We start from the raw sequence: 22,686 nt of genomic DNA, 5'->3' as shown, positions 1-22,686 counted from the left end.
TCCATATATTAAAGTATATTTTTATAATTGAATAATTTTATCTATAAAAGATTAAAATACAAGTAATAAATAATAACTATTTATCGGTGGTAATAATATGAGTAATATTTTAGATGATAAAATAAATTTGATTTCAAAAACTCTAGAAGATAATAGCCAATTAATAATAAAAAAACTATTCATAGGCTCAAATGAATATTTAGAAGCTGCAATTTTATATATTAATGGATTAACAAACAAAGATGTAATAAACAGGTACATATTACAGCCATTAATGATAGAGGTAAAGGAAGACTTAAAAGAAAAAGAAAATTTGAATGATTATATTTGTAAAAAATATATATGTATGGGCGATGCACAGACAGAACAAGATATCAATAAGGTCATAGATGGCATTAAAAGAGGAAAGACTATATTGATAATAGACAATAATCCTGGATATATAATTATAGATACAACAGGTGGAGAACATAGACATATATCCGAGTCAAGCACTGAATCTTCTATTAGAGGCCCTAGGGAAGCTTTTGTTGAGAATATAGAAGTAAATATTAGTATTCTCAAAAGAAGAATAAAAGATAAAAATTTAGTAATAGAAAAAACAGTAATAGGTAAAAGATCCCAAACTGATGTAGTCCTGTTATATATAAAAGATATAGCTAGTGATAAACTAATAAATTATATAAAAGAAAGATTAGAAATGATAGATGTTGCTCACATTTCATCTACTGGAGAATTAGGACAATACATAGAAAATCATACGTACACTATTTTTCCACAATTTTATACCACAGAAAGAACAGATGTAGTTGAAGCAAATATAATGGAAGGTAGAGTGGCTATAATAGTAGATGGAGCACCTCAAATATTGACTGCACCAGTTCTATTCATAGAGTTTTTTCAAACAGTAGAAGATTATTATGAAAGATTTATAGTAGCATCTTTTTCAAGAATGCTTAGAATTTTTTCAGCTTTTACTATAATTACATTACCATCGTTATATTTAAATTTTATAAAATTTAATGTAGAAATAATTCCATTAGAATTAGTTGTACCGCTTATAAGTTCAAGAACAGGTATAGTTTTAAGCCCTTTTTATGAAATATTATTAATGGAAATAGTAATTGAATTACTTAGAGAAGGAGGTTTAAGACTTCCTAGTAAAATTGCAAATACACTAAGTATTGTTGGAGGTATAATAATTGGTGAAATGGTTGTAAGAGCTAGAGTAGTAAGCCCTGAGACTCTTGTTGTAATAGGAATTTCTGTAATATCAACGTTTTTAATACCAAACTATGAAATGGCTTTAACTATTAGGCTGTTGAGATTTCCAATGCTAGTAGTATCTAATTTCTTGGGTATAATTGGAATAGTGTTATTTTGGTATATTATCATAGTACATTTGTTAAGTTTAGATAGTTTTGGATTTCCTTATATGACATTAAATAAAGCTGATTATAAAGATGTTATTATAAGAGCACCTGCTTGGAAGATGAATAAGAGACCTGAGGATATAGCCCAAAAGGATAATACTAGACAAAGCAATTTTAGAGAAAAGTATAGGAGGTCTAAGTTTGGAAAAAGATAAAATTATAACTCCTATAGAATTTATGACCATAATATCAGGAACAATTATTGGCATAGGAATATTAACGTTGCCTGCAGATGTATCAAAGTATGCCCATGAAGATGGATGGATTTCTATACTAATAGCCTTATTATATCCACTATATTTATGGGTAATTATGATATATGTCAGCAATAAAAAACCGAATAATTATATATTAGAATTAAGCAGAAAATACTTTGGGAATATATTAGGTAATATATTTAACTTAATACTCGCATTAAATTTTTTATATTCAGCCTCCATAATAGTTAGTTATATTGGTTATGTATTAACCAATTATTTATCTTATTTTTTAAGTAGAAATAACATAATAATTCTTATGGCAATTGTTTGCTATTATACAATAATAAAAGGATTTAAGGTTGTTTCAAGATTAAATTACATTGTGTTTTTTGTAACAATAGTTTTGTTATTGATTCCAAGTGCAGCACTGAAAGAGGGAAACTTTTTAAATGTTTTACCTGTATTTAAAACTAATATAGTTGATGTGATGAAAGGAGCATATTCTGGTATATTTTCATTTATAGGTATGGAAGCAGCATTTTTAATATATCCTTTTATTAGTGATAAGAAACAAATAAAAAAGTATTCTATTTTGGCACTTTTATTGGTTGCATTGTGTTACATATGGGTTCAATTTATAACATTATTTTATTTAGGAGATGAAGTTATAAAGAAATTGAGATGGCCAATGATTATTATTACTGAAACACTTAATATACCGTTAGTAAATAATTTTAGATATATTTTTATTTTTCTATGGACAAATGTTATTTTGAAAACTTTAGTTAATTACTGCTTTTTTAGTTCTTTTACCTTTCAAGATGTGTTTAAATTTAAAAATGATAAGATATCATATACTATATCCATTATTATATTGTTAATTGTATCAATATCTTATAAAAACCTTATAAGAACACAGTATTTAAGTATGTTGTTGGGTACTATTGTAATAATATATAACTTAATTTATATAACGACTATAAGCATTTTTGTAAAAAGAGATGATATATATGAAAAATAAATATAAAATAGCCATAATGATAAGTATAATTATTTTTATCGTTTATTTTGGGCAAAAAGACGATAGAGTTGAGTATGTAGAAAAATTGTTGATTCCAATAGGTGTAGGTTATGACATAAAGTTTAGATTGGGAGAAAATGTGATATATGATGTACCAATAAATCACTACAGATTTCAAGTAAATAAGCCACCTACTACTGATGTAAAAACTGGAACAGGTGAATCATTAATAGAAGCTAGATCATCAAGGCAAGTAAAATCAGATAAAAAATTTTTTTTAGGGTTAGAGAGAGTTTATATTTTAAGTGAAGAAGTAGCGATGTATGGTATAAAGGATATAGTAGAAGGTATTTTTAATACATCTATAATAAGTGATTTAGGATTAGTTACTGTTTGTAAAGGGAAAGCAATTGATATTTTTGAATATCCTGTAAAAGGAGGCTCTAGTCCTAGTGAATACATAGAAGGATTAATAAAAAATTTAAAGTATGCCTATTTTTTTGATGATGATTATAAAATGACAGATATTTTTGTAAGAATATTTTCAGAGGGAAGAAAGGTTATACTGCCATATATAGAGGCTAAAGAGGAAGGGATAGAGGTAACAGGAGTAGCTGTTTTTAAAGAAGACAAAATGGTGCTTAAACTTGATCTTAATGAAACAAAAATATTAAATATGTTAAAATCTGATAACACACAGGGAGAAATTACAATAAGATACAATCCTGTAAATTATGTTAGCTTCTCAGCAGATGCTAAAAGAAAAGTTAAAGTAAATAAAGAAAATAATAAATATAACTTTAAAATAGATTTAAACATAGGTGCAACAATAGAATACGATGAATCTAAGAATGAAGTTTTTGGCAGCTTAGAAAATGAAAAAATATTTAAGGAAAAAGCTGAAGAACAAATTGAAAAAGAATGTAAAGATTTTATAAGAAAAATGCAGACAGAATATAAATTAGATTTATTAGAATTAGGAAGGGTAGCGGCTGCTAAATATGGGAGAAGAACAGGTGTAGATTGGGATGATGTAGTAAGTAATTCTAATATAGATGTAAAGGTAAATGTAAAAGTTATTAAAGGTGGAAGAGGAAACTTTTAAAAGTTCACTATATATTTAATTAAATATATAGTGAACTTTATCTTTATATTTTAGTGCCAATTTTTTCACCTATCAAAACTTTTGTTTCATATCCTAAATTAGTTTGTTCAATTATATCTCTATCTATTTTTACTTTGTCTTTTTCTAAGAAAAGTATCACTGTTGATCCTCCAAATTTAAAATAACCTTTTTCATCGCCCTTTGATACTCTTTTATTAGGACGATAAGTTTGAATTATAGATCCTACACAAGTAGCCCCTACTTCTAAATACAATACTTTACCAAAGTTATCTGTATGAAATAAAGACCATTCTCTTTTATTTTGGCAAAACAATTTAGGAATTTTTTTCAATGCTATTGGATTTACTGAATAATATTTTCCATCTATTTTTATAGTATTATCACAAATACCGTCATCTATAAAATGAAACCTATGATAATCCGTTGGACATAATCTTAATATTATACAAGTTCCATTCTTATATAAGGATGCAATTTCATCATTCATAATTAATTCATTCATACTATAATGAAAACTTTTTATTTGTACTATTTTATTTAAATCTATGTTCTCATAAACTGATATTCTTCCATCACCAGGAGAAATTAAGAGGTTTTTTTCACTTGCAATAGGTCTATATTTAGATTTTATTTTTCTTATAAAAAACTCATTAAAAGATTTAAATTCATCTAAACTATTTTCATACTCATCCATGTTTATATTAAAATCTTTAACAAAGGAAGGGATTTTTTTTGAACTATAACTGCTATCACAATACTTTCCATAAATATGAGAAAAAAATTTTCTTTTCAAAAATATTTCTAACAATGATACTCCCACAGAAGTATCATAAATCCAGTTTAAATATTTTTCTCCTGAAATTTTTTCAATATCGTAGGTTTTTGTTTTTCTATTAAAAATTTTAATCATGTTTTCCTCCAAAGTATATGAAAATACTAACTTATCAATATTTTACATTAAATAAAGTTAAAATAAAAGAATTATTATTTGTTATATAATATAATACACTATTAAAAGAATTTATAGTAATAAAATTAAACTAAACTTGTATTGATAGTGAAAATGAAGTATAATAAATTATTATAGAAATAATTATATGCGCTCGTAGCTCAGTAGGATAGAGCAGCGGTTTCCTAAACCGCGTGCCGGGGGTTCGATTCCTCTCGGGCGCACCAAAGCCTTCAGTAGATACTGTAGGCTTTTAATATATTTAGTTATAAGGATAAAATAATTATGAGTGAATTTTTTATGCATTATGCTTTAGAAGAGGCTAGAAAAGCTAAGAAACTAGGTGAAGTTCCTGTCGGGGCAGTTATAGTAAAAGATGATGTTATAATAGGAAAAGGACATAACATGATTGAAACACTGAAAGATTCGACTGCTCATGCAGAAATGATTGCTATAAAAAATGCTTCTAATTTTTTAGGGAATTGGAGATTGAATGGTTGTGAAATGTACGTTACTTTAGAACCATGCCCTATGTGTGCAGGTGCTATAATTCATTCTAGACTAAAAGGAGTATATATTGGCACCTTTGAACCTAATGCTGGAGCATGTGGTTCGGCGATTAATATTTTACAAAATAGATATTTAAAAACTTATGTAGACGTAAAATGGCTATACATGGAAGAATGTAGTATCCTATTAGAAGATTTTTTTAAATCTAAAAGAATAAATTGAACATGGAGAGATGTCCGAGAGGCTGAAGGTGGTTGACTCGAAATCAACTGTAGGATTAATATCCTACCGGGGGTTCAAATCCCCCTCTCTCCGCCATAATTATAAAAACAACCAACAAATTATTACAAAATAATATTACATCTCATGTAGAATAACTAATAAAACTATTATAATAGTAGTTATTAAGTAGATATGCATAAAAAAGTGTATTTAATCCATTATTTACTTAACATATTAATGATGATATACTTCATAAATAAAACATTTATTAGTGTTAAATTTAAAATATGCTTATTTAAAGGAGAGGATTATATATGAATAAAAAAATAATATCCTCAAGTTACGATTTAAGCGAAGATTTTATATTTGAAAAAGAAATTGAAGAAATAGATTTAAATAATATAGAAGAAGAAATAGAGGTAACTAGGCAACTATTAAATGAAATATCCTGTGATATTGATAAAGTTGAAAAAAGTAAGCAGATATTAGAAGTAAGTCAATATATGGACAAGTTATTAAATGAATATATAAATATGGTAAAAAATAAAAAGTAATTATCAAAGAGAATTTTACAAAAAACCCTTGAATTAAATTCTTATTGATAGTATAATAAGTTTTGTCTTAGCTAATATAATAAAATATATTATATTCATGAGAAATCCGTGGAGAGATGTCCGAGCGGCTGAAGGAGCACGCCTGGAAAGCGTGTGTAGGGGAAACTCTACCGAGGGTTCGAATCCCTCTCTCTCCGCCATATAAACTTTGCCGTGCTAGACGGGGAGTTAGCGGTGCCCTGTACCTGCAATCCGCTATAGCAGGGTTGAATCCCTCGCCTAGGCAATAATATGTGGGGTCTGACCTATATAAGTGGCGTTGAGAACTGGGTCCCACGCAACGGAAACTCATGAACCCCGTCAGGTCCGGAAGGAAGCAGCGGTAAGTGATAATTTTCGTGTGCCGTGGAGAAACCTGGTTTGAGTTAACTGTATAGGTAACGCTCATATGTTATTGTCGAAGCGGGGTGCACGGTTTAAATTAAGTATTTTACGCAATAAACTATGAGAGTTTATTGCTTTTTTGTTTTATAAACTTAATTAAAGAAAAATAGTTTAATGTTTAAAAATACTGTTTTTATATATATAATAAGGTATGTAGAAAAATTATATTATAAGAGGTGAGTTTGAATGTCCTATACTGCTTTATATAGAGAATGGAGACCTAAAAAATTTAAAGATTTAGTGGGACAGCAACATATATCTATTACATTAAAAAATCAAATAAAGAATAATAGAATAGCTCACGCTTATCTTTTTTGTGGAACAAGGGGTACGGGAAAAACTTCAACAGCAAAAATACTGGCTAAAGCCGTAAATTGTTTGGACTTACAAGATGGTGAGCCTTGTAATAATTGTGAAATATGCAAAAAGATAAATTCAAATCTTTTAATAGATGTTATTGAGCTTGATGCAGCTTCAAATAATGGAGTAGATAAAATTAGAGAAATAGTAGAAGAGGTAAATTATCCTCCAAGAGAAGCAAGATTTAAGGTATATATAATGGATGAGGTCCATATGCTATCTCAAGGAGCCGTGAATGCATTTTTAAAGACTTTAGAAGAACCACCTTCCAATGTAATTTTCATATTAGCAACTACAGATCCTCAAAAGCTTCCTATAACTATTTTATCTAGATGTCAAAGATTTGACTTTAAAAGAATAAAAAGTGATGAGATATTTGAACTATTAAGAGTAATCGTTGGAGAGCAAGGTGTATATTCAGATGATAAAAGTCTAAGTTTAATTGCTAGAATGTCTGATGGAGCTATGAGAGATGCTTTGAGTATATTAGATCAAGCAATTTCCATGGGAAATGGAAAAGTAGATTATGAAAAATTAATTAATATGTTAGGCTTAGTTACTAATGACAACTTAATAAAACTTACTAATAGTATCATTGATAAGAATGTAGAAAGTTCAATAAAAGTAGTAGAGGAAATAGTATTAAGTGGCAAGGATATACATTTATTTATTAAAGATATGATAAATCATATGAGAAACTTATTAATAGTAAAGGTGAGCCAAAATCCAGATGAATTATTAGATATGTCGAAAGAAAATATTGAACTTTTAAAAGAACAAGGCTATAAAATAAGAATAGAAGAAATAATGAGGAATATAAGAATACTTCAAGATGCTGAAGAACAATCTAAATGGACAAAACAGAGTAGAGTATATTTAGAATTAGCACTAATAAAAATGTGCAAAATAGAGTATGATACATCTAATGAAGTTATACTATCAAGGCTAAACAAACTAGAAGAAGCTATGAAGACAGGTGAAATAAAAGTTGCATGTGAAGCAATAATACCAAAAATCGTTAAAGAGAAAGAAGATAAGAGTAAGTTAGATGAAAGCAATATAAAGATACAGCCAGTTAGCGAGTATAATCCTCATTCTAATTTAACTTTGGAAATGGTAAAAAAATCATGGAAAGATATATTGGAAACATTTAAGGGCAAGAGGAGTATGGTATTATATGCCTCCTTAATGACAGCAAATCCTGTAGAGTGTAAAGACGGTATTATAACTATAAAATATGACAAAGAATATGCCTTCAATAAACAAAGGTTGGAGAGAGAAGAAAATAAAAAATTAGTTGAAAATATATTTTCAGAGGTACTAAAAGAAAAAGTTGGAATAAAATATATAGTAGATAAAGCAGAAGAGGAAGAAAACCCAGAAGAGATTTTAATTAGGACTTTTGGTCAGGACATAGTAGAGATAATTGAAGAATAATGCTATAATAGTTTACATCTTAAGGTGAACTAAAATTTAATATATTAAAGGAGGAGTTTATAATGGCAAAGGGTGGAATGCCTAATTTTGGTGGAGCAAATATAAATAACTTAATGAAACAGGCTCAGAAATTTCAAAAACAAATGGAAGAGATGCAAGGAGAATTACAAAATAAAGAATTCCAAGCTAGCGTTGGCGGTGGTGCAGTAATTGCTGTTGCTAATGGTAAAAAGGAAATAATAGATATAAAGATAAAACCAGCAGTAGTAGATCCTGATGATGTTGAAATGTTAGAAGATCTTATACTATCTGCTTGTAACGAAGCTTTAAAAAGAGCAGAAGATGAAACAGCAAATGAAATGAAAAAATTAACAGGCGGATTAAATATTCCTGGAATGTTTTAATTTAACTTTTGAGATGAGGTGAATGAGTTGGAGTTTTATCCTATAGCTATAGAAAAACTCATTGAAGAATTTGCTAAGCTTCCTGGCGTTGGAAATAAGACTGCTCAGAGACTTACTTTACATGTACTAAATTTACCGCAGGATGAAGTAGAAGAATTTGCGGCAGCTTTAGTAAAAGCTAGGGGAACCATAAAATATTGTTCTAGTTGTGGAAATTTTACTGATACAGATCCTTGTTCTATATGTAGCAATCCTAATAGAGATAAGAGTCTTATTTGTGTTGTAGAACAGCCTAAGGACATAATGGCAATGGAGAAAGTCAAAGAATATAATGGAATGTATCATGTACTTCATGGTACTATATCACCTATGGCAGGGAGAGGACCTAACGACATAAAATTAAGAGAGCTCATCACCAGGATAAATGGAGTTGTAAAGGAAGTTATAGTAGCTACTAATCCAAACGTGGAGGGGGAAGCTACAGCTATGTATATATCAAAAATATTAAAGCCTTTAGGAGCAAAAGTAACTAGAATAGCACACGGGATACCTGTCGGAGGAGATTTGGAATATGCAGATGAAGTTACATTATCTAAGGCTTTAGAAGGTAGAAAAGAAATTTAGAAAATAAAATTAATAAGGAGTATTGAATGATAAATACAGTAAATTTTTATATTCAATACTCTTTTTTTATTTTCAGTTAAGCAAATATATTTTCTTAATGACAGGTATTTAGTTTAACCTTGTATAAACCTCCTGCCTCATGTCAAGAATTAAGTTAAAATGAAGCAGGAGGTTTTGTTATGAACAAGAGTTTTTTCAATAAATTAAAAAAGGATAGAAGATATACTAAGGAAGAAAAGAAATTAATATGCTCCATTATAGATGCTATGAATGATATAAAGGTTGCAAGGGAATATTTTCAAATGGTTAAGGATCCTGGATTAATCGATTATGCAATATATATGGAAGAAGCAGCTAAGGCTAGATACACTTATCTATTAAATGAGGCTAAAGATAAAAAGATAAAATTACAGTATAAATATGTATTAGATGAATATAATGCAGTATAATCTACATAAGTGTATAATATTTATATAATAATGATTAATTGGATAACATATATTTTAAAATCAATAATTAAATATTAATTATTGATTTTAAAATATAGTATACAAATTAGAAGGGGGGATTTTTTTGGAATACATAGGATATTTTTTGATTTCTATAATAGGATTAATATTAATAGTAAAGGTATTTTCTTGGCCTTTAAAGATGCTAATAAAATTAATCATAAATGGTGTAATGGGTGCTGTATTATTATTATTAATTAACACTGTAGGTAGTTTATTTAATTTTAGCATAGGTATAAATGCAGTAACAGCAATTATTGCAGGATTTTTTGGTGTGCCAGGTGTTATATTTTTGATATTATTTAAAACTATAATGTAATAAATTTACAGATATGAAATACCAATGAAGGGTGATGAAATATGGCTTCATATTTGATGGAAATACAGGATTCAGTTATAAAATATGCTAACATAATATCACAAATTTTAAATGTAGAAGTTGAAATAGTAGATGAAAATTTATATAGAGTTGCAGGAACTGGAATATTCAAAGATAAAATAAATAAAAATATGGCTGATGAGGGTTACGCTTATAAAAATGTACTAAAATCTGGACAAGCTCAAATAATATACGATCCTGGGAAAGATGAATTATGTATACCTTGTCCGAAAAGAGATATATGTGAAGAAAAATTTGAAATGAGTAGCCCTATAAAGTTAAAAGGTGAAACTATAGGAGTTATAGGTTTAATATGTTTAACAGATGAACAAAGAAACCATTTAATGAAAAGATTTGATATTCATATGGCCTTCCTAAAACAAATATCTGAATTTATAAGTATAGCTGCATATGATAAAAAGGAAAAGACTAGAAATCAAACATTGATGGAACTGTTTAACACAATAATAGATAAAGTGGACCAGGGAGTTCTTATATTAAATAGGGATAATTATATTAGTCATATAAATAAAAATGCATCAAAATATCTTAGGTTATCAAATAATTATTCTCAAAGTAAGGTTTCCATAAGATTTAATGGAGATAGTATTTTTAATCTACATGAATATAAAGTCACCATTGATAATGAAAATTTTACGTTATTGGGAAGTATATATCCTGTCTATCTAAATGAAGAAGATTATGATAAAATATTTTTTTTCCATGACTCAAAAGAATTTAAAGATAGATTAACCCAGATTTCAAATTCTAAAAAGTATATAGGCTGTGATGATATTTTAGGTGATAGCAAAAGAATGAAAATTTTAAAAGCTACTATAAAAAAAGTAACATCTTCTACGTCTACAATACTTATTACAGGAGAAAGTGGTACAGGTAAAGAGATGGTGGCTAGAGCAGTACATAATGAAAGTGATAGAAGAGATCATCCTTTTATAGCAATAAATTGTGCTGCTATACCAGATACCCTTCTGGAAAGTGAACTATTTGGTTATGTAAAAGGGGCATTTACTGGTGCTGATCCTATGGGAAGAATAGGTAAGTTTGAATTAGCTAATAAAGGAACTATTTTTTTAGATGAAATAGGGGACATGCCTTTATTCTTACAAACAAAACTATTAAGGGTACTTCAGGAAAGAAGGATCACTAGAATAGGTTCCAATAAGTCAATTGATATAGATGCAAGGGTTTTAGCAGCAACAAATAAAAATTTACTTGAAATGATAGAGGAAGGAAAATTTAGAGAAGATTTATATTATAGGCTAAATGTAATACCTTTAGAAATTCCGCCTTTAAGAGAAAGAGTAGAGGACATAAAGTTATTTATAGAATATTTTATGAGCAAATATTTAACTTTGTTTAATAAGGATTTTTTGTCAGTAAAAATAGAAAAAGAAGTATGGGATGTATTTTACACTTATCATTGGCCAGGAAACATACGTGAGTTGGAAAATACAATTGAGTTCGTAATAAATATGGTTGGAACAGATGGAATAATAAGCTTAAGTACTATACCTAAAAGTATAATGGATAAAAAATCAAAAGGACAAGCAATAGAAAATACTCAAATATATAATTTAAAGGATTTAGAAAAAAGAGAAATAGAAAAAGCTTTAAATTTATATGGAAGGACTACGGAAGGTAAAAAAATAGCATCAGCAAAATTAGGAATAGGTATTGCTACATTGTATAGGAAAATAGAAGAGTATGATTTATCGAAATGATAACTTATTTTAAAAAAATGTAATGAAAAGTTTGAAAAATCAATATACTTTAGACCATTATCAGTTTGATAATTATTATCGAATTGATAATGGTTTTTTTATTGTAAATATTGTAAAATACATACTGTAATGATTTTCCATATTGGCATGTATTTTGCTAAATTAAAAAGTACATATTAAAGTTACACTTTAAAATTAATATAAATAAGGAGGAAGCATATTGATAGCTGTAAAGGATATGAGACTATACTTAAGGATTTATTAAAGTAATAAATATACTAAAGCAAAATAATAAGGGGGGCTTTTTATGGTAAACTTTTTAAATTGGTTAGGCAATACTCTTTGGGGACCACCAACAATGATTCTAATTTTTATAACTGGAATAGTGTTTAATGTTAAAACTCTATTTTTCTCAATAAGAAAAATAGGATATATTTTAAAAAATACTATAGGTACTATTTTTAAGAAGGACGAGGTAAAGGGTGAAGGAGTAATGACTCCATTCCAGGCCGTATCTACAGCACTAGCGGGAACAGTAGGTAATGCTAATATTGCAGGAGTTGCAACGGCCATAGCTGTTGGAGGTCCAGGAGCTGTTTTTTGGATGTGGGTAGTTGCTCTGCTTGGCATGATGACAAAGATGGTAGAAGTTGCTCTTGCAGTTCATTATAGAGATAAGGATGAGAATGGGAACTTTTATGGCGGACCTATGTATTATATTGAAAGAGGATTAGGACCAAAATGGAAACCATTAGCTAAATTTTTTGCTTTAATGATGGTCATTGGAGCTCTAGGAACAGCTGTTTTTGTTCAACCGCATACAATGTCAGCTGCTATGAAAAATATATTTAATATACCACCAGTGATTACAGTTACATTAGCAACAGCATTGACAGGAGCAGTTGTAATAGGGGGATTCCAAAGGGTAGGTCAATTTTGTGAAAAGGTAACTCCAGCCATGTGTGTTGTTTATATTGTATCAGCATTAGGTATTATATTTGCTAACATTGATAGAGTACCAGAAGCCTTCGGATTAATATTTAAGTATGCTTTTCAACCAATGCCAGCAATAGGTGGATTTGCAGGTTCAAGTATAATGCTTACTCTACAAAGAGGAGTTGCTAGAGGAACTTTTTCAAACGAAGCTGGAATGGGTTCAGCGCCAATGGTACATGCTACTGCGATGACAGATCATCCAATAAGACAGGGATTATTTGGAGCCTTTGAGGTTTTTGCAGATACTCTAGTTATATGTACTATGACAGCTATAGCAATATTAACTTGTGGGCCAGAAATTTGGGCTAGTGGATTAAACGGAGTGGATTTAACTATGGCGGCATTCAAAACTTTATATGGTAACTTCGGTGGCGTTATTATAGGAGTATGTGTATTACTATTCGCTTTCTCAACTATGGTGGGATGGGCTATAGAATATGAAACATCAATAGTATACTTATTTGGAAGTAAGCACATCAAGATTTTTAGATGGATATACTTAATACCACCATTCTTAACTTTAGGAAAAACTACAGAAATGATATGGACTATAGTAGATATATCTACAGGTATAGAAGTTATTCCTAATCTTATAGCATTATTCATGTTAAGTGGAGTATTTATTAAGTTATTTATTGATTTTGAACAAAATATAATGCCAGCAGAAGCAAAGAATAAAAAATCTCAAGCTATGTAAAAAAAGAAACTCTCTCTTTGAAAAATAAGAGAGAGTTATTTTTGTATAATATTTCATTTATATTATATATTATTAGAGATAAGATGTTAAAATAAATGTATGTGATTATATATGTGAATAATGTGGATAATTTTTTGTTTTCATACTAAGTTATCCAGTGAAAAGAGGTAATATATTATGATAATAAATAAAAAAGTAGTGAAGGCTGAATTTATAAGAAGACCTAATAGGTTTCAAGCATATATAAAGTTAGATGGAGAAGAAATAATGGTTCACGTTCCCAATACGGGAAGATGCAGAGAAATATTAATTCTAGGATGTACTGTTATTCTAAGAGAAGAAAATAATCCTTTAAGAAAAACTAAATATGATCTTATAGGTGGATATAAAGGAGATAAATTGATTAATATTGATTCACAAATACCAAATAAAGTGGTAGAAGAAGCTTTAAAAAAAGGATTAATAGAGCCTTTGTCAAATTATAATATAATTCAGAGGGAAAAAACTTATGGTAATAGTAGATTTGACTTTAAACTATCCAATAATGAAGGAGATGAGTATTATTTAGAGATAAAGGGAGTTACATTAGAGGAAAATGGAGAAACTAGATTCCCAGATGCCCCTACGGATAGGGGAAGAAAACATATTTTAGAATTAATCCAAGTTAAAAAAGAAGGCAAAGGAGCAGGAATATTATTTTTAATTCAAATGGATGATGTAAAATATTTTACTCCCAATGATGAAATGGATAAACCTTTTGGTGAAGCCTTAAGGCTAGCTCATGAAAATGGAGTAGATTTATTCGCTTATGATTGTAAAGTAGGTGAGAGTTTTATAACATTAAATAATAAAATAAATATAAAACTTTAAAGTATTTTGAAAGGAAGGTGTAAGGTTCTTATTTTAGAACCATTGAATAATGAAATATAATTATTGTCCTTTATGTGGAGAAAAACTAATAATTAAAGATAGTTGGGATGAAGGAGGAGTACCTTATTGTCCTAAAGACGATGTAATGTATTTTGATACACCTAAGCCCTGTGTAGTGGTTGCCGTAATAAAAGATAATGAAATATTATTACTTAAACAAAGTTATATATTTAAAGACTCTAAAGTTTTAGTTTCAGGGTATGTTACTAATGGAGAGACTGTTGAAGATACAGTTTATAGAGAGGTAAAAGAGGAAACAGGTATTACCGTTGGAGAAATAAAATATTTAGGAAGTGAATACTTACCTTCAAAAGAAATTTTAATGTTAACTTTTATGGCAAAGTATATTGAAGGCGAAATAAAAAAATCAGATGAAGTTGAATGGGTAGAATGGGGAAAGATAGAGGATGCTCTATGTGAAATGCATGAGGATGAAATAGGTAAAAATATAGTGAGAAAAGTGCTTAAAGAAATAGGATATAGGGGAGATAAAGCTTATAGATGTGAATTACGTAGTTTTTAGTAGCAAAAGCTAATTTATTGAATTTACCCCAGGGATATCTAGAAGAAGACATTGTTACTGATGCTAGTAAATAATAAAGGTATAGTTTTTAATGATTAATCATTAAAAACTATACCTTTTAATGTATTCATTTTAGTCTAGTTAGTTTTATTTCGAAAATTTTATCTTTTTTATTATAACTTACTGTGGATTCATCTATCATCATGCCAACTAAATTTAATTCTGTATTAGATAAATCATTTCCTGCTAAATTCCAATAATACTCTTCTAATTCGTGAGCTCTAGGAACATTTAATGATTTTTCGATATCATCTATTTTTTTAATATCAATACTATCAACATATCCCTTTAGATGAAGAATACACTTATCATCAAGTAATTCAACATTTACATTAAATTTTTTACAGTTAATACTATAGCAAATGGTAACAAGTTCATCAATAATTCTAAGAATTTTTTGTTTAGAGTTAGACATTATTAATTTTCCTTTCTTAAATTGGTTATTATAGGAAGAAGAATTATTGCAACTAATCCTCCAGAAAAACCATTATTATAAAGATTTAGGCCAGCATGAAGATAACCAACATTCATAACCATACATGTATGCAAGAAACCAGCTATAATACCATATATAGCACCAAAACTTCCTGCTATAGGAGCTAAGGTAGTGCTAAGCAATGTGGATAGTAACATACCAGCAGAATTAATAGGCCATATATTCAATAGGCTTGCAATTACTGTACCAAAAGCTACAGGTAAAGTATTTTTAGGATGCTTACCAAAAGCACCAAAGCCAACTATGGTAAATATTCCAGCCATTGTAGGTCCATTTAAATCTCCATTTACACTTACTACATAAACAGTAAATATAATACCTAATATACCCATATTAATAAGACAGCAACCTTCACCAAATTGAAGATAGTAATCGGAAACTGATCTACCTGGTTGTTGACAAAGAAGTTTTAAATTCTTAAAACTATTGTCATTTAAATGATATCCTATTAAAATCATAGATAAAAATATTATTATAAGAAAAACAAATAATATTCCTGTATATTCAGTAGACCATAAATATCTGTGTTCAAATTCTATTCCAAAGGATCTAAATACGCCCATTATTAGCGTTGCTACTAATCCAGCAGCAAAACCAGAATTATATAAATTATAACCTTCATGCATTTTTACGCAATAAGAAGATATGGGAGGGAGAATAAATCCTATAAATATACCAAGAGAGATTCCTAGGCCAATTCCTAACCACCAAGGTAAATTACTCGAAAATGAAATTTGGCTTACAGTAGGAGCTAATGTACTTCCAAAAAGGGCTACTAATATATAATTTAAATAAGGTTCTTTTTTGTATTTAGAATAAAGCCATGTCCCTATAAAAATAGGCCATATATTAGATATATTTTTTCCGAAAAAAGCAAATCCACAGGTAGTAAATATGGCGGCATAGGTGGAACCATTTGGCTTAATTCCTATTTTTATTAAGATAAATATACATGCTAGGCAGATTAATGCTGAGTTTACAAATGAAGCACCTAAACCACCTATTTCGAGATAATCTGTTATAAGAATATCAGGTTCAACTATTATTGTTTTTAATCCTGCTAAAATCTCAGCAGGCGTATCAACAAGAAGACCAAAGATTAAAAAAGAAAGGGAGTATAATATTAATATTCTGTAATTAGATATTAATGAATTCCGCATTATGTTCTCCTTTTAAAATATATTTTATTAATTCCTAAAATATATTTTAAAATAATCTGAAAAGATTGTCTATTATTAAACAAAAAAAAATGCGGATTTTTTTAAAATTTAATGTATAATTAATATTATTATTTAAATTATTGATTTTAATTAATACATTTTAATATGAATAAGAGGTGAATAAGTTGAAGATAATAGATAACAATTGTAAACATTGTCCGGAATTTAACAATAGAAGTTGTACAGGAGATGTAAATAATTGTATGTGTAAAAAATGTCCTAGAAATCTTGGTAAATGTTTAACTACAAAGTACTGTACTGAAACAGAATCCGTATTAGATTTTTAGTCATACTCCAAAAATTTGGAGTATGATTTTTTATTTTCATGGGAACAATATGTATTACAATGTTAAAATTTTAAAGAGAAGGTGATACATATGCGATATGAAGAATTGAAAATGGTAGTGGCTGAAAACTGTGAAGGATATGAGCCCATAGCATCTGTATTCATTTCTGATATTGGAGGTAACATAACTGATAGTTGTGAGAACTGCAAAAATTTTATAAATGAAAGATGTGTAAAAGATCTATTTGATCCACTTAAAGAAAGAATCTATAGAAATTAAGGAGGAAATGTCATGGGGAATGCTTATGAAATGATGGCTGTAGCGGATAATTGTCCTGGGTATTTACCAATATATGATGGTTTTCAGTCTTCAACGGGAGAACCTAGAAATAAAAGCTGTAGAAACTGTTTAAATTTTGAAAAAGGTATATGTACTATAAATTATTATGACAAAGTAGTAAAAGGCTTAGATCAGACATAAAAATTATTCTGATAAAGTAATAAAAGATTTAAATAAAACGTAATGAAGACAGCATAAAATGCTGTCTATTTTTGTTGTTATTTAGAATTTCAAATAATAATTAATGTTTTAAATACATATTTAAACAACGCTAAGTTATGCTATAATTATATCATTAGTGATACTGTGAAACTATATAATTATAAAAAACAGAACCAAAGGAGTGACATATTGTTTAAAGCTTATGTGCTTAGTGAGCGTGGAAAACTTTAAGTTCATATGGTTTAATACAACTTTATAAGTTCTACTCAGATATATTCTTGCGGATAGGGTTTAAAATAATTAGGGGTAATTTTGGTATAAGAATATGATTTGATTAATGTAGAGCTTATGCTTCTCAGTGTTCTGTTAATATTAGAAAATCTACTTATAAGAGTTTAGTCAATACTATAACTAGGATCGAGGCCTTGGACGCAAGCAATAGTATTGACTAAGAATATAATTAAGTAGATTAATGAAAGGGTAACTATAAAAAGTTACCCTTTTTTATCTAGTAAAATGAAATTACTAAACTATATTTATTATTTTCATTTAATATATTATCTATTATTTCAGTTAAGGACTTTTTTGAGATTTCTTCAGCCTTACTCATATTAGAAGGCTCTAATAATTTTTCATTCATTCTTTCTTTTGCTTTTGAAGTTACTACTCCATTTTCTGCTGATGTAAGTTTAATTTCTCCGAAGCGTAATAATCCTTTCTCTGTCTTATAGGTAGTTTTATTCTCCTCTATATTAATTGATTTTACTACAGGCTTAGGCAGTTTTATGTATATAACCTTGCTATCTTGTGCAATGTTTATATTACTAGATTCCATTTTAGATAAATCTACAGTATAGATGCCTTTACCAGTAAAATTTATATATGTTATTTTTTTAAAAACTTCAAAGTTTCCCCAACTATCATCTAGCATTACTTGGTCTTCTAGTTCTGCCTCCATAACTATCAATTCCTGTTTTTCTTTTAACTTATTTACAATAGCTTCGCTGGTTATGGTTTTTCTAGACATTTTTTCTATTACTTTAGTCATTCCAGGCAAAGAATGAGTATTTCCTTTTACAAGAAAATAATATTCACCGTAAAATCCTAAACAAATTGAAAGAATAATTATTATAAAAGTTTTGTTTTTTATTATCTTTTTCATATAAACCCCCTTAATCCCCCTATCATACTACCAATTATTTAAGAAGTTGTATAAAGCAGGATTAGCATTTAACTCATTCATTAAAGTCACATAAGCATCTTTTATATTTTTATTTTCATTTTTTGTTTTTAAGGCTCTAATCATTAAATTTTTAGGAGTTTCTAATGGAGAAATATATTCAACTATAGAAACATCATATCCATTTCCTTCGAGCATCATTGATCTCATTCCATCGGTAATTACATCTGCCATTCTAGCTTTTAGGAGACCATGCTTTAATATGCCTTTAAAAGGTTCATAAGAATATTGACTTAGCAATTCTCTATGGCAACATGGTACCGCTATGATTACGTCAGAATTTAATCTAATACCTAAGGCTAATGCCATATCTGTAGCAGTATCGCAGGCATGTAGTGATATAACTACATGTATTTTCTTGTCAGGGGAGTAATTTTTAATATCAATGGCTTTAAACTCCATATTTCTATATCCTAAGTTATTTGCCATATTTTTAGAAGATTTTATTACCTCATCAGAAATATCTAATCCTATAAAATGACATTTTCTTTTCTTAACTTCTGTTAAATAGTAATTGAGTATAAAAGTAAGATAAGATTTTCCACAGCCACAGTCTAAAATGTTTATAGTCTCATTGTCAGGAAGTTTGTGTAGAATTCCTTCTAATAACTCAACATAATGATCTATTTGATTATACTTTCTTATTCTATCGTTTTTAATTTTACCTTCCTTTGACATTATACCAATCTCTTTTAATAAGCTATCGGCTTCACCTACTTTTATATAGTAATCTCTATTTAATAAAGTAGAAGTTTTATTGTGAGGTGTTTTAATTTCATCATCTATAGTTTCTTTTATATTTATATTTTTCATATTTACTTTTTCATTAGAACCTTCTATAAGTATACCAGTACCTCTTTCCTTATATAAAATTTGCAAAGAATCAAATTTTTCTGCTTCTTTGCAAATTAAAATATTTAAATCTTTAATGCTCAGCTTATTGGTTTTGCCATTGAAATTAAAGTTAATATTGTTGTCATCATATTTACCTATGCCTTTAAAGCTTTTTAAACCTGCAAAGAAGGTTACAACTATTTCATTAAATATATCTTTATTTTCATCAAATCTATTTTCTAATCCCATCAATAATAAAGTGAGTTTTGAAATGCTTTGTTTATTCATTTTATACACCTTTTCCTTTAAAGTATTATTTTTAATATAAATATTAACATAAACAAATCATATATCAATATTTTTTTATAATAATTAAGCATAAGCATATGTTATAATATTACATAGTAGTGAAATAGCTGTGGGGAGTAATTATGGATAATAAAAATAATAAAATTATTAAAATTACAGCTTTGATATTTATGACTATGATTCTATCAGCGGTATGTGAAAGTATAAGGGGGATTTTTGTACCTACATTTCAAGAAAATTTTAATGTAAATGATCATCAAATAGCATATATTTTTTCTATTGGATCTATAGGATATATCCTATTTACCTATATAGGAGGAATATTGTGTGAAAAAATAGGTCAGAAAAAGGTTATTCTACTTGGTTTTATGTTTTTATTAATTTCACTGACTGGATTTTATTTTACCCATAAATATATTGGATTACTTATATATATGTTTATTATGAATATGGGAGTATCATTATGCACTATAGCTATAAATACATTAGTACCTATATTATTTATAAGTTTCCAAGCATTATTTATGAATTTTACTCATTTTTGTTATGGGTTAGGACTAACTATAACTCAAAGAACTACTGGTATATTGTTATATAAGGGTGTGCAATGGAGAACTATATACTTATTCATAGCTTTTTTGTATGCTTTGTTAACAATAGCTTTTTTGTTTACTAAAATACCAGAACCACAAAAAGTTATGGATATTGAAGAAAAAGAAAAAAATGATTTAGATAAGCCATTAATTTTTTGTTATATGTGTGCATTAGGATTTTATGTATTTGCAGAATCTGCTACACAAAATTGGTTTGTTAATTTTATGTACAAAGTATACGACTTAAATGAAAAGGAAGGTTCTTTCTATATAGCGTTGTTTTTTGGTTTATTTGCTATAGGAAGACTAATAGGAGGATTTATAGTAGATAAAATAGGATATATAAAATCTGTATTAATATTAAGTACTGTAGCTTTAATTCTTTACTCTACAGGTTTAATCATGGGAAGGAAGGGTTTAATTATAATATCATTATCAGGATTTTTCTTTTCAATAACTTTTCCTACTATTGTAGTAACCATTAGTAAAGTATTTAAAGAGAAGAGTGCATATATAACAGGAATAATAATTACTGTATCCTCTTTAATCAATACGGTATTTAATCAATTAATAGGAGAATTAAATAGGATGATAGGTGTTTATAATGCTTTTTATTTAGTTCCCATAAGTTTGATTATATCCATTATATTTATATATAATATATACAAAAAAACTAATAAAATACTATCTTAAATATATAGGCTAGGTGTTAAGTATTATGAATTATGAAAATGTTAATATTGAATTGGTTAATGGAAGTAATAGTGAATATCTAATTAAAGATGAAATAGGAATTAATTTAGGAAGAATATATATTGTGGAGTTATCAAGGGATAATAGTTATTGTTGTTTTAGAGTAAAGTTCTACAAAAATGAGGAGAAAAGCTATGGATATTTAAAGAGTGCATTAAATAAACTTATTACTTTACTGTTTAACAGAATGGGTATATACAAAGTAAATGCATTAGTAGATGAAGATACAAAAATATATCCTTTTACAGCATTAGGATTTGAGTTAGAGGGGGTTGTAACTAGCAGTATTGGCAAAGGGAACTTACGTAAAGATGAACTACTATTTGGTATAGATAAGCACGAGTTCAATAATCATGTTATAAGAAAAACTTCATTAGAAGGTAGAAGAATAAAATTAAAGATACTGACTCCTGAGAATGCTGAGCAATTATTAGAGTACTATATAAATAACAAGGAGCATTTAGAACCATTCGAGCAGATAAGAGAAAAGGATTTTTACACCTTGTCTTTTCAAAGAAAAACTTTGGTGGATAATTATAAACAGTTTCTAAATGGTACAGCTGTTAACTTTGGTATATATATAAGTGATAAATTTATAGGTAAGATACAATTGTCAAATATAATTATGGGAGTGTTTAAAAGTTCTTTTGTAGGGTATTCTATAGATAAAGAGGAACAAAGAAAGGGATATATGAAGGAAGCCTTAATGTTATTAGTGGATTATGCTTTTAATGAACTTAATCTCCATAGATTAGAAGCTTCTACTCTTGTAGATAATATAAAATCACAAAGGGTTTTAAAATCTTGTGGGTTTAGTGAAATAGGTATAAATAAAAGCTATCTTTATATAAATGGAGGGTGGAAGGATCATATAACTTTTAGTAAAATAAGAGATTCTTAGCACAACTGATTCTAGTGTATCAATATGGGATATATAGAGTAATCAATAGAATAATGGAGAAAAATAAAATTATTTTTATAAAACTACAAATAATGCATGTTTGTATATGAATAATTGTGTTAGAATAACAAATGTCGTTGCGAACAAGAAAAAACAAAGTCATGAAAAATTAAAAAATAAAATGACGAAAAATAAAAAAACTTGTTGACAACGATAAAGAAAAATGATACTATATAAAAGTCGCTTGAAGCGGCAATGGTCTTTGAAAATTAAACAGAGGAATGAAACCAGTCGATTCTAAAGAGAATCAACGAATGAGCAAATGATTAAACTTATAAATTGAGAGTTTGATCCTGGCTCAGGACGAACGCTGGCGGCGTGCCTAACACATGCAAGTCGAGCGAGAGGAATCCCTTCGGGGATGAATCTAGC

General features: G+C 28.2%; 24 protein-coding genes, 3 tRNA genes, 1 rRNA gene and 1 other RNA gene. 24 read left to right on the top strand and 5 right to left on the bottom strand.

The annotated features are described in order from the left end of the window. Positions 1 to 97 precede the first annotated feature (97 nt). From KQI86_RS19675 to KQI86_RS19665, 3 genes are read left to right on the top strand one after another with little or no spacing between them, the layout of a single operon-like run. Complete coding sequence (locus tag KQI86_RS19675) at positions 98 to 1,588, top strand: spore germination protein (protein WP_216441125.1); 1,491 nt, start codon at positions 98 to 100, stop codon at positions 1,586 to 1,588. Further along, positions 1,575 to 2,654, top strand: a complete 1,080-nt coding sequence (locus KQI86_RS19670; RefSeq protein WP_216441124.1) for a GerAB/ArcD/ProY family transporter — start codon at positions 1,575 to 1,577, stop codon at positions 2,652 to 2,654. The genes KQI86_RS19675 and KQI86_RS19670 overlap by 14 nt, the downstream gene beginning before the upstream one ends. Beyond that, on the top strand, positions 2,644 to 3,759 hold the full coding sequence (locus KQI86_RS19665; protein WP_216441123.1) for a Ger(x)C family spore germination protein: 1,116 nt from the start codon (positions 2,644 to 2,646) through the stop codon (positions 3,757 to 3,759). Before KQI86_RS19670 ends, KQI86_RS19665 begins: the two co-directional genes overlap by 11 nt. Before the next feature lie 43 nt (positions 3,760 to 3,802). On the opposite strand, the gene KQI86_RS19660 is transcribed toward KQI86_RS19665, so the two are convergent. Then, positions 3,803 to 4,690: a phosphatidylserine decarboxylase gene (locus KQI86_RS19660; protein ID WP_216441122.1), complete on the bottom strand. Its 888-nt coding sequence runs from the start codon at positions 4,688 to 4,690 to the stop codon at positions 3,803 to 3,805. 189 nt (positions 4,691 to 4,879) lie between these two features. Between KQI86_RS19660 and KQI86_RS19655 the strand changes: the two genes are divergently transcribed. The 15 genes from KQI86_RS19655 to KQI86_RS19585 all read left to right on the top strand — a co-directional run bounded on the left by KQI86_RS19655 (position 4,880) and on the right by KQI86_RS19585 (position 15,060). Beyond that, positions 4,880 to 4,956, top strand: a tRNA-Arg gene (locus KQI86_RS19655). Between the two features lie 58 nt (positions 4,957 to 5,014). After that, complete coding sequence (locus tag KQI86_RS19650) at positions 5,015 to 5,461, top strand: nucleoside deaminase (protein WP_216441121.1); 447 nt, start codon at positions 5,015 to 5,017, stop codon at positions 5,459 to 5,461. A 4-nt stretch (positions 5,462 to 5,465) separates the two neighbouring features. Then, positions 5,466 to 5,557, top strand: a tRNA-Ser gene (locus KQI86_RS19645). A gap of 218 nt (positions 5,558 to 5,775) precedes the next feature. Further along, a complete protein-coding gene (locus KQI86_RS19640; protein ID WP_216441120.1) occupies positions 5,776 to 6,015 on the top strand; it encodes a Spo0E family sporulation regulatory protein-aspartic acid phosphatase in 240 nt (79 codons plus the stop codon). A gap of 110 nt (positions 6,016 to 6,125) precedes the next feature. Further along, positions 6,126 to 6,215, top strand: a tRNA-Ser gene (locus KQI86_RS19635). Positions 6,216 to 6,226: 11 nt separating this feature from the next. Then, an RNA gene (gene ffs, locus KQI86_RS19630) (signal recognition particle sRNA large type) lies at positions 6,227 to 6,490 on the top strand. Between the two features lie 155 nt (positions 6,491 to 6,645). Further along, on the top strand, positions 6,646 to 8,256 hold the full coding sequence (dnaX, locus tag KQI86_RS19625) for a DNA polymerase III subunit gamma/tau (protein ID WP_216441119.1): 1,611 nt from the start codon (positions 6,646 to 6,648) through the stop codon (positions 8,254 to 8,256). Between the two features lie 62 nt (positions 8,257 to 8,318). Beyond that, the gene (locus KQI86_RS19620) at positions 8,319 to 8,660 is read left to right on the top strand and encodes a YbaB/EbfC family nucleoid-associated protein (RefSeq protein WP_216441118.1); all 342 of its coding nucleotides are present in this window, start codon (positions 8,319 to 8,321) and stop codon (positions 8,658 to 8,660) included. Positions 8,661 to 8,687: 27 nt separating this feature from the next. Next, complete coding sequence (recR, locus tag KQI86_RS19615) at positions 8,688 to 9,284, top strand: recombination mediator RecR (RefSeq protein ID WP_216441117.1); 597 nt, start codon at positions 8,688 to 8,690, stop codon at positions 9,282 to 9,284. A gap of 179 nt (positions 9,285 to 9,463) precedes the next feature. Then, positions 9,464 to 9,733 (top strand): YaaL family protein, encoded by a 270-nt coding sequence (locus tag KQI86_RS19610; protein ID WP_216441116.1) that lies wholly within the window; start codon positions 9,464 to 9,466, stop codon positions 9,731 to 9,733. A 118-nt stretch (positions 9,734 to 9,851) separates the two neighbouring features. Continuing rightward, positions 9,852 to 10,112: a pro-sigmaK processing inhibitor BofA family protein gene (locus KQI86_RS19605; RefSeq protein WP_216441140.1), complete on the top strand. Its 261-nt coding sequence runs from the start codon at positions 9,852 to 9,854 to the stop codon at positions 10,110 to 10,112. Positions 10,113 to 10,153: 41 nt separating this feature from the next. Continuing rightward, entirely contained in the window at positions 10,154 to 11,914 is a 1,761-nt protein-coding gene (locus tag KQI86_RS19600; protein WP_216441115.1) for a sigma-54-dependent Fis family transcriptional regulator, read from the top strand. A 307-nt stretch (positions 11,915 to 12,221) separates the two neighbouring features. Then, positions 12,222 to 13,607: an alanine/glycine:cation symporter family protein gene (locus tag KQI86_RS19595; RefSeq protein ID WP_216441114.1), complete on the top strand. Its 1,386-nt coding sequence runs from the start codon at positions 12,222 to 12,224 to the stop codon at positions 13,605 to 13,607. 177 nt (positions 13,608 to 13,784) lie between these two features. After that, entirely contained in the window at positions 13,785 to 14,477 is a 693-nt protein-coding gene (gene sfsA, locus KQI86_RS19590) for a DNA/RNA nuclease SfsA (protein WP_216441113.1), read from the top strand. Between the two features lie 49 nt (positions 14,478 to 14,526). Beyond that, positions 14,527 to 15,060 carry an NAD(+) diphosphatase gene (locus KQI86_RS19585; RefSeq protein WP_216441112.1) on the top strand — a complete coding sequence of 178 codons (534 nt, stop codon included), beginning with the start codon at positions 14,527 to 14,529 and terminating at the stop codon, positions 15,058 to 15,060. A gap of 127 nt (positions 15,061 to 15,187) precedes the next feature. Here the strand turns inward: KQI86_RS19585 and KQI86_RS19580 are convergent, their stop codons facing one another. Together KQI86_RS19580 and KQI86_RS19575 are read right to left on the bottom strand one after the other, a co-directional pair. Continuing rightward, positions 15,188 to 15,535: a hypothetical protein gene (locus KQI86_RS19580; protein WP_216441111.1), complete on the bottom strand. Its 348-nt coding sequence runs from the start codon at positions 15,533 to 15,535 to the stop codon at positions 15,188 to 15,190. 2 nt (positions 15,536 to 15,537) lie between these two features. Further along, a complete protein-coding gene (locus KQI86_RS19575; RefSeq protein WP_216441110.1) occupies positions 15,538 to 16,776 on the bottom strand; it encodes a DUF1576 domain-containing protein in 1,239 nt (412 codons plus the stop codon). A gap of 185 nt (positions 16,777 to 16,961) precedes the next feature. Here KQI86_RS19575 and KQI86_RS19570 point away from each other — a divergent pair, with 185 nt between their 5' ends. From KQI86_RS19570 to KQI86_RS19560, 3 genes are all read left to right on the top strand, one after another. After that, a complete protein-coding gene (locus KQI86_RS19570; protein WP_216441109.1) occupies positions 16,962 to 17,123 on the top strand; it encodes a hypothetical protein in 162 nt (53 codons plus the stop codon). A 90-nt stretch (positions 17,124 to 17,213) separates the two neighbouring features. Continuing rightward, positions 17,214 to 17,402 (top strand): hypothetical protein, encoded by a 189-nt coding sequence (locus KQI86_RS19565; RefSeq protein WP_216441108.1) that lies wholly within the window; start codon positions 17,214 to 17,216, stop codon positions 17,400 to 17,402. Between the two features lie 12 nt (positions 17,403 to 17,414). After that, the gene (locus KQI86_RS19560; protein WP_216441107.1) at positions 17,415 to 17,603 is read left to right on the top strand and encodes a hypothetical protein; all 189 of its coding nucleotides are present in this window, start codon (positions 17,415 to 17,417) and stop codon (positions 17,601 to 17,603) included. Positions 17,604 to 18,132: 529 nt separating this feature from the next. Here the strand turns inward: KQI86_RS19560 and KQI86_RS19555 are convergent. Together KQI86_RS19555 and KQI86_RS19550 are read right to left on the bottom strand one after the other, a co-directional pair. Then, entirely contained in the window at positions 18,133 to 18,786 is a 654-nt protein-coding gene (locus tag KQI86_RS19555) for a DUF4230 domain-containing protein (RefSeq protein WP_216441106.1), read from the bottom strand. Positions 18,787 to 18,813: 27 nt separating this feature from the next. Then, positions 18,814 to 19,986, bottom strand: coding sequence for a class I SAM-dependent methyltransferase (locus KQI86_RS19550; RefSeq protein WP_216441105.1), 1,173 nt, complete (start codon positions 19,984 to 19,986; stop codon positions 18,814 to 18,816). A 143-nt stretch (positions 19,987 to 20,129) separates the two neighbouring features. On the opposite strand from KQI86_RS19550, the gene KQI86_RS19545 reads away from it, so the two are divergent. The 3 genes from KQI86_RS19545 to KQI86_RS19535 all read left to right on the top strand — a co-directional run. Continuing rightward, entirely contained in the window at positions 20,130 to 21,293 is a 1,164-nt protein-coding gene (locus tag KQI86_RS19545) for an MFS transporter (protein WP_216441104.1), read from the top strand. Positions 21,294 to 21,315: 22 nt separating this feature from the next. Beyond that, positions 21,316 to 22,254 (top strand): GNAT family N-acetyltransferase, encoded by a 939-nt coding sequence (locus KQI86_RS19540; RefSeq protein WP_216441139.1) that lies wholly within the window; start codon positions 21,316 to 21,318, stop codon positions 22,252 to 22,254. Between the two features lie 335 nt (positions 22,255 to 22,589). Continuing rightward, positions 22,590 to 22,686, top strand: a 16S ribosomal RNA gene (locus KQI86_RS19535); the annotation flags it as partial.

Origin of the sequence: Clostridium mobile (genome assembly GCF_018918285.1) — a bacterium.
GTDB lineage: Bacteria > Bacillota > Clostridia > Clostridiales > Clostridiaceae > Clostridium_AW > Clostridium_AW mobile.
Note: the sequence above shows the minus strand (reverse complement) of the source record. Positions and strands in the feature narration are given on the sequence as shown.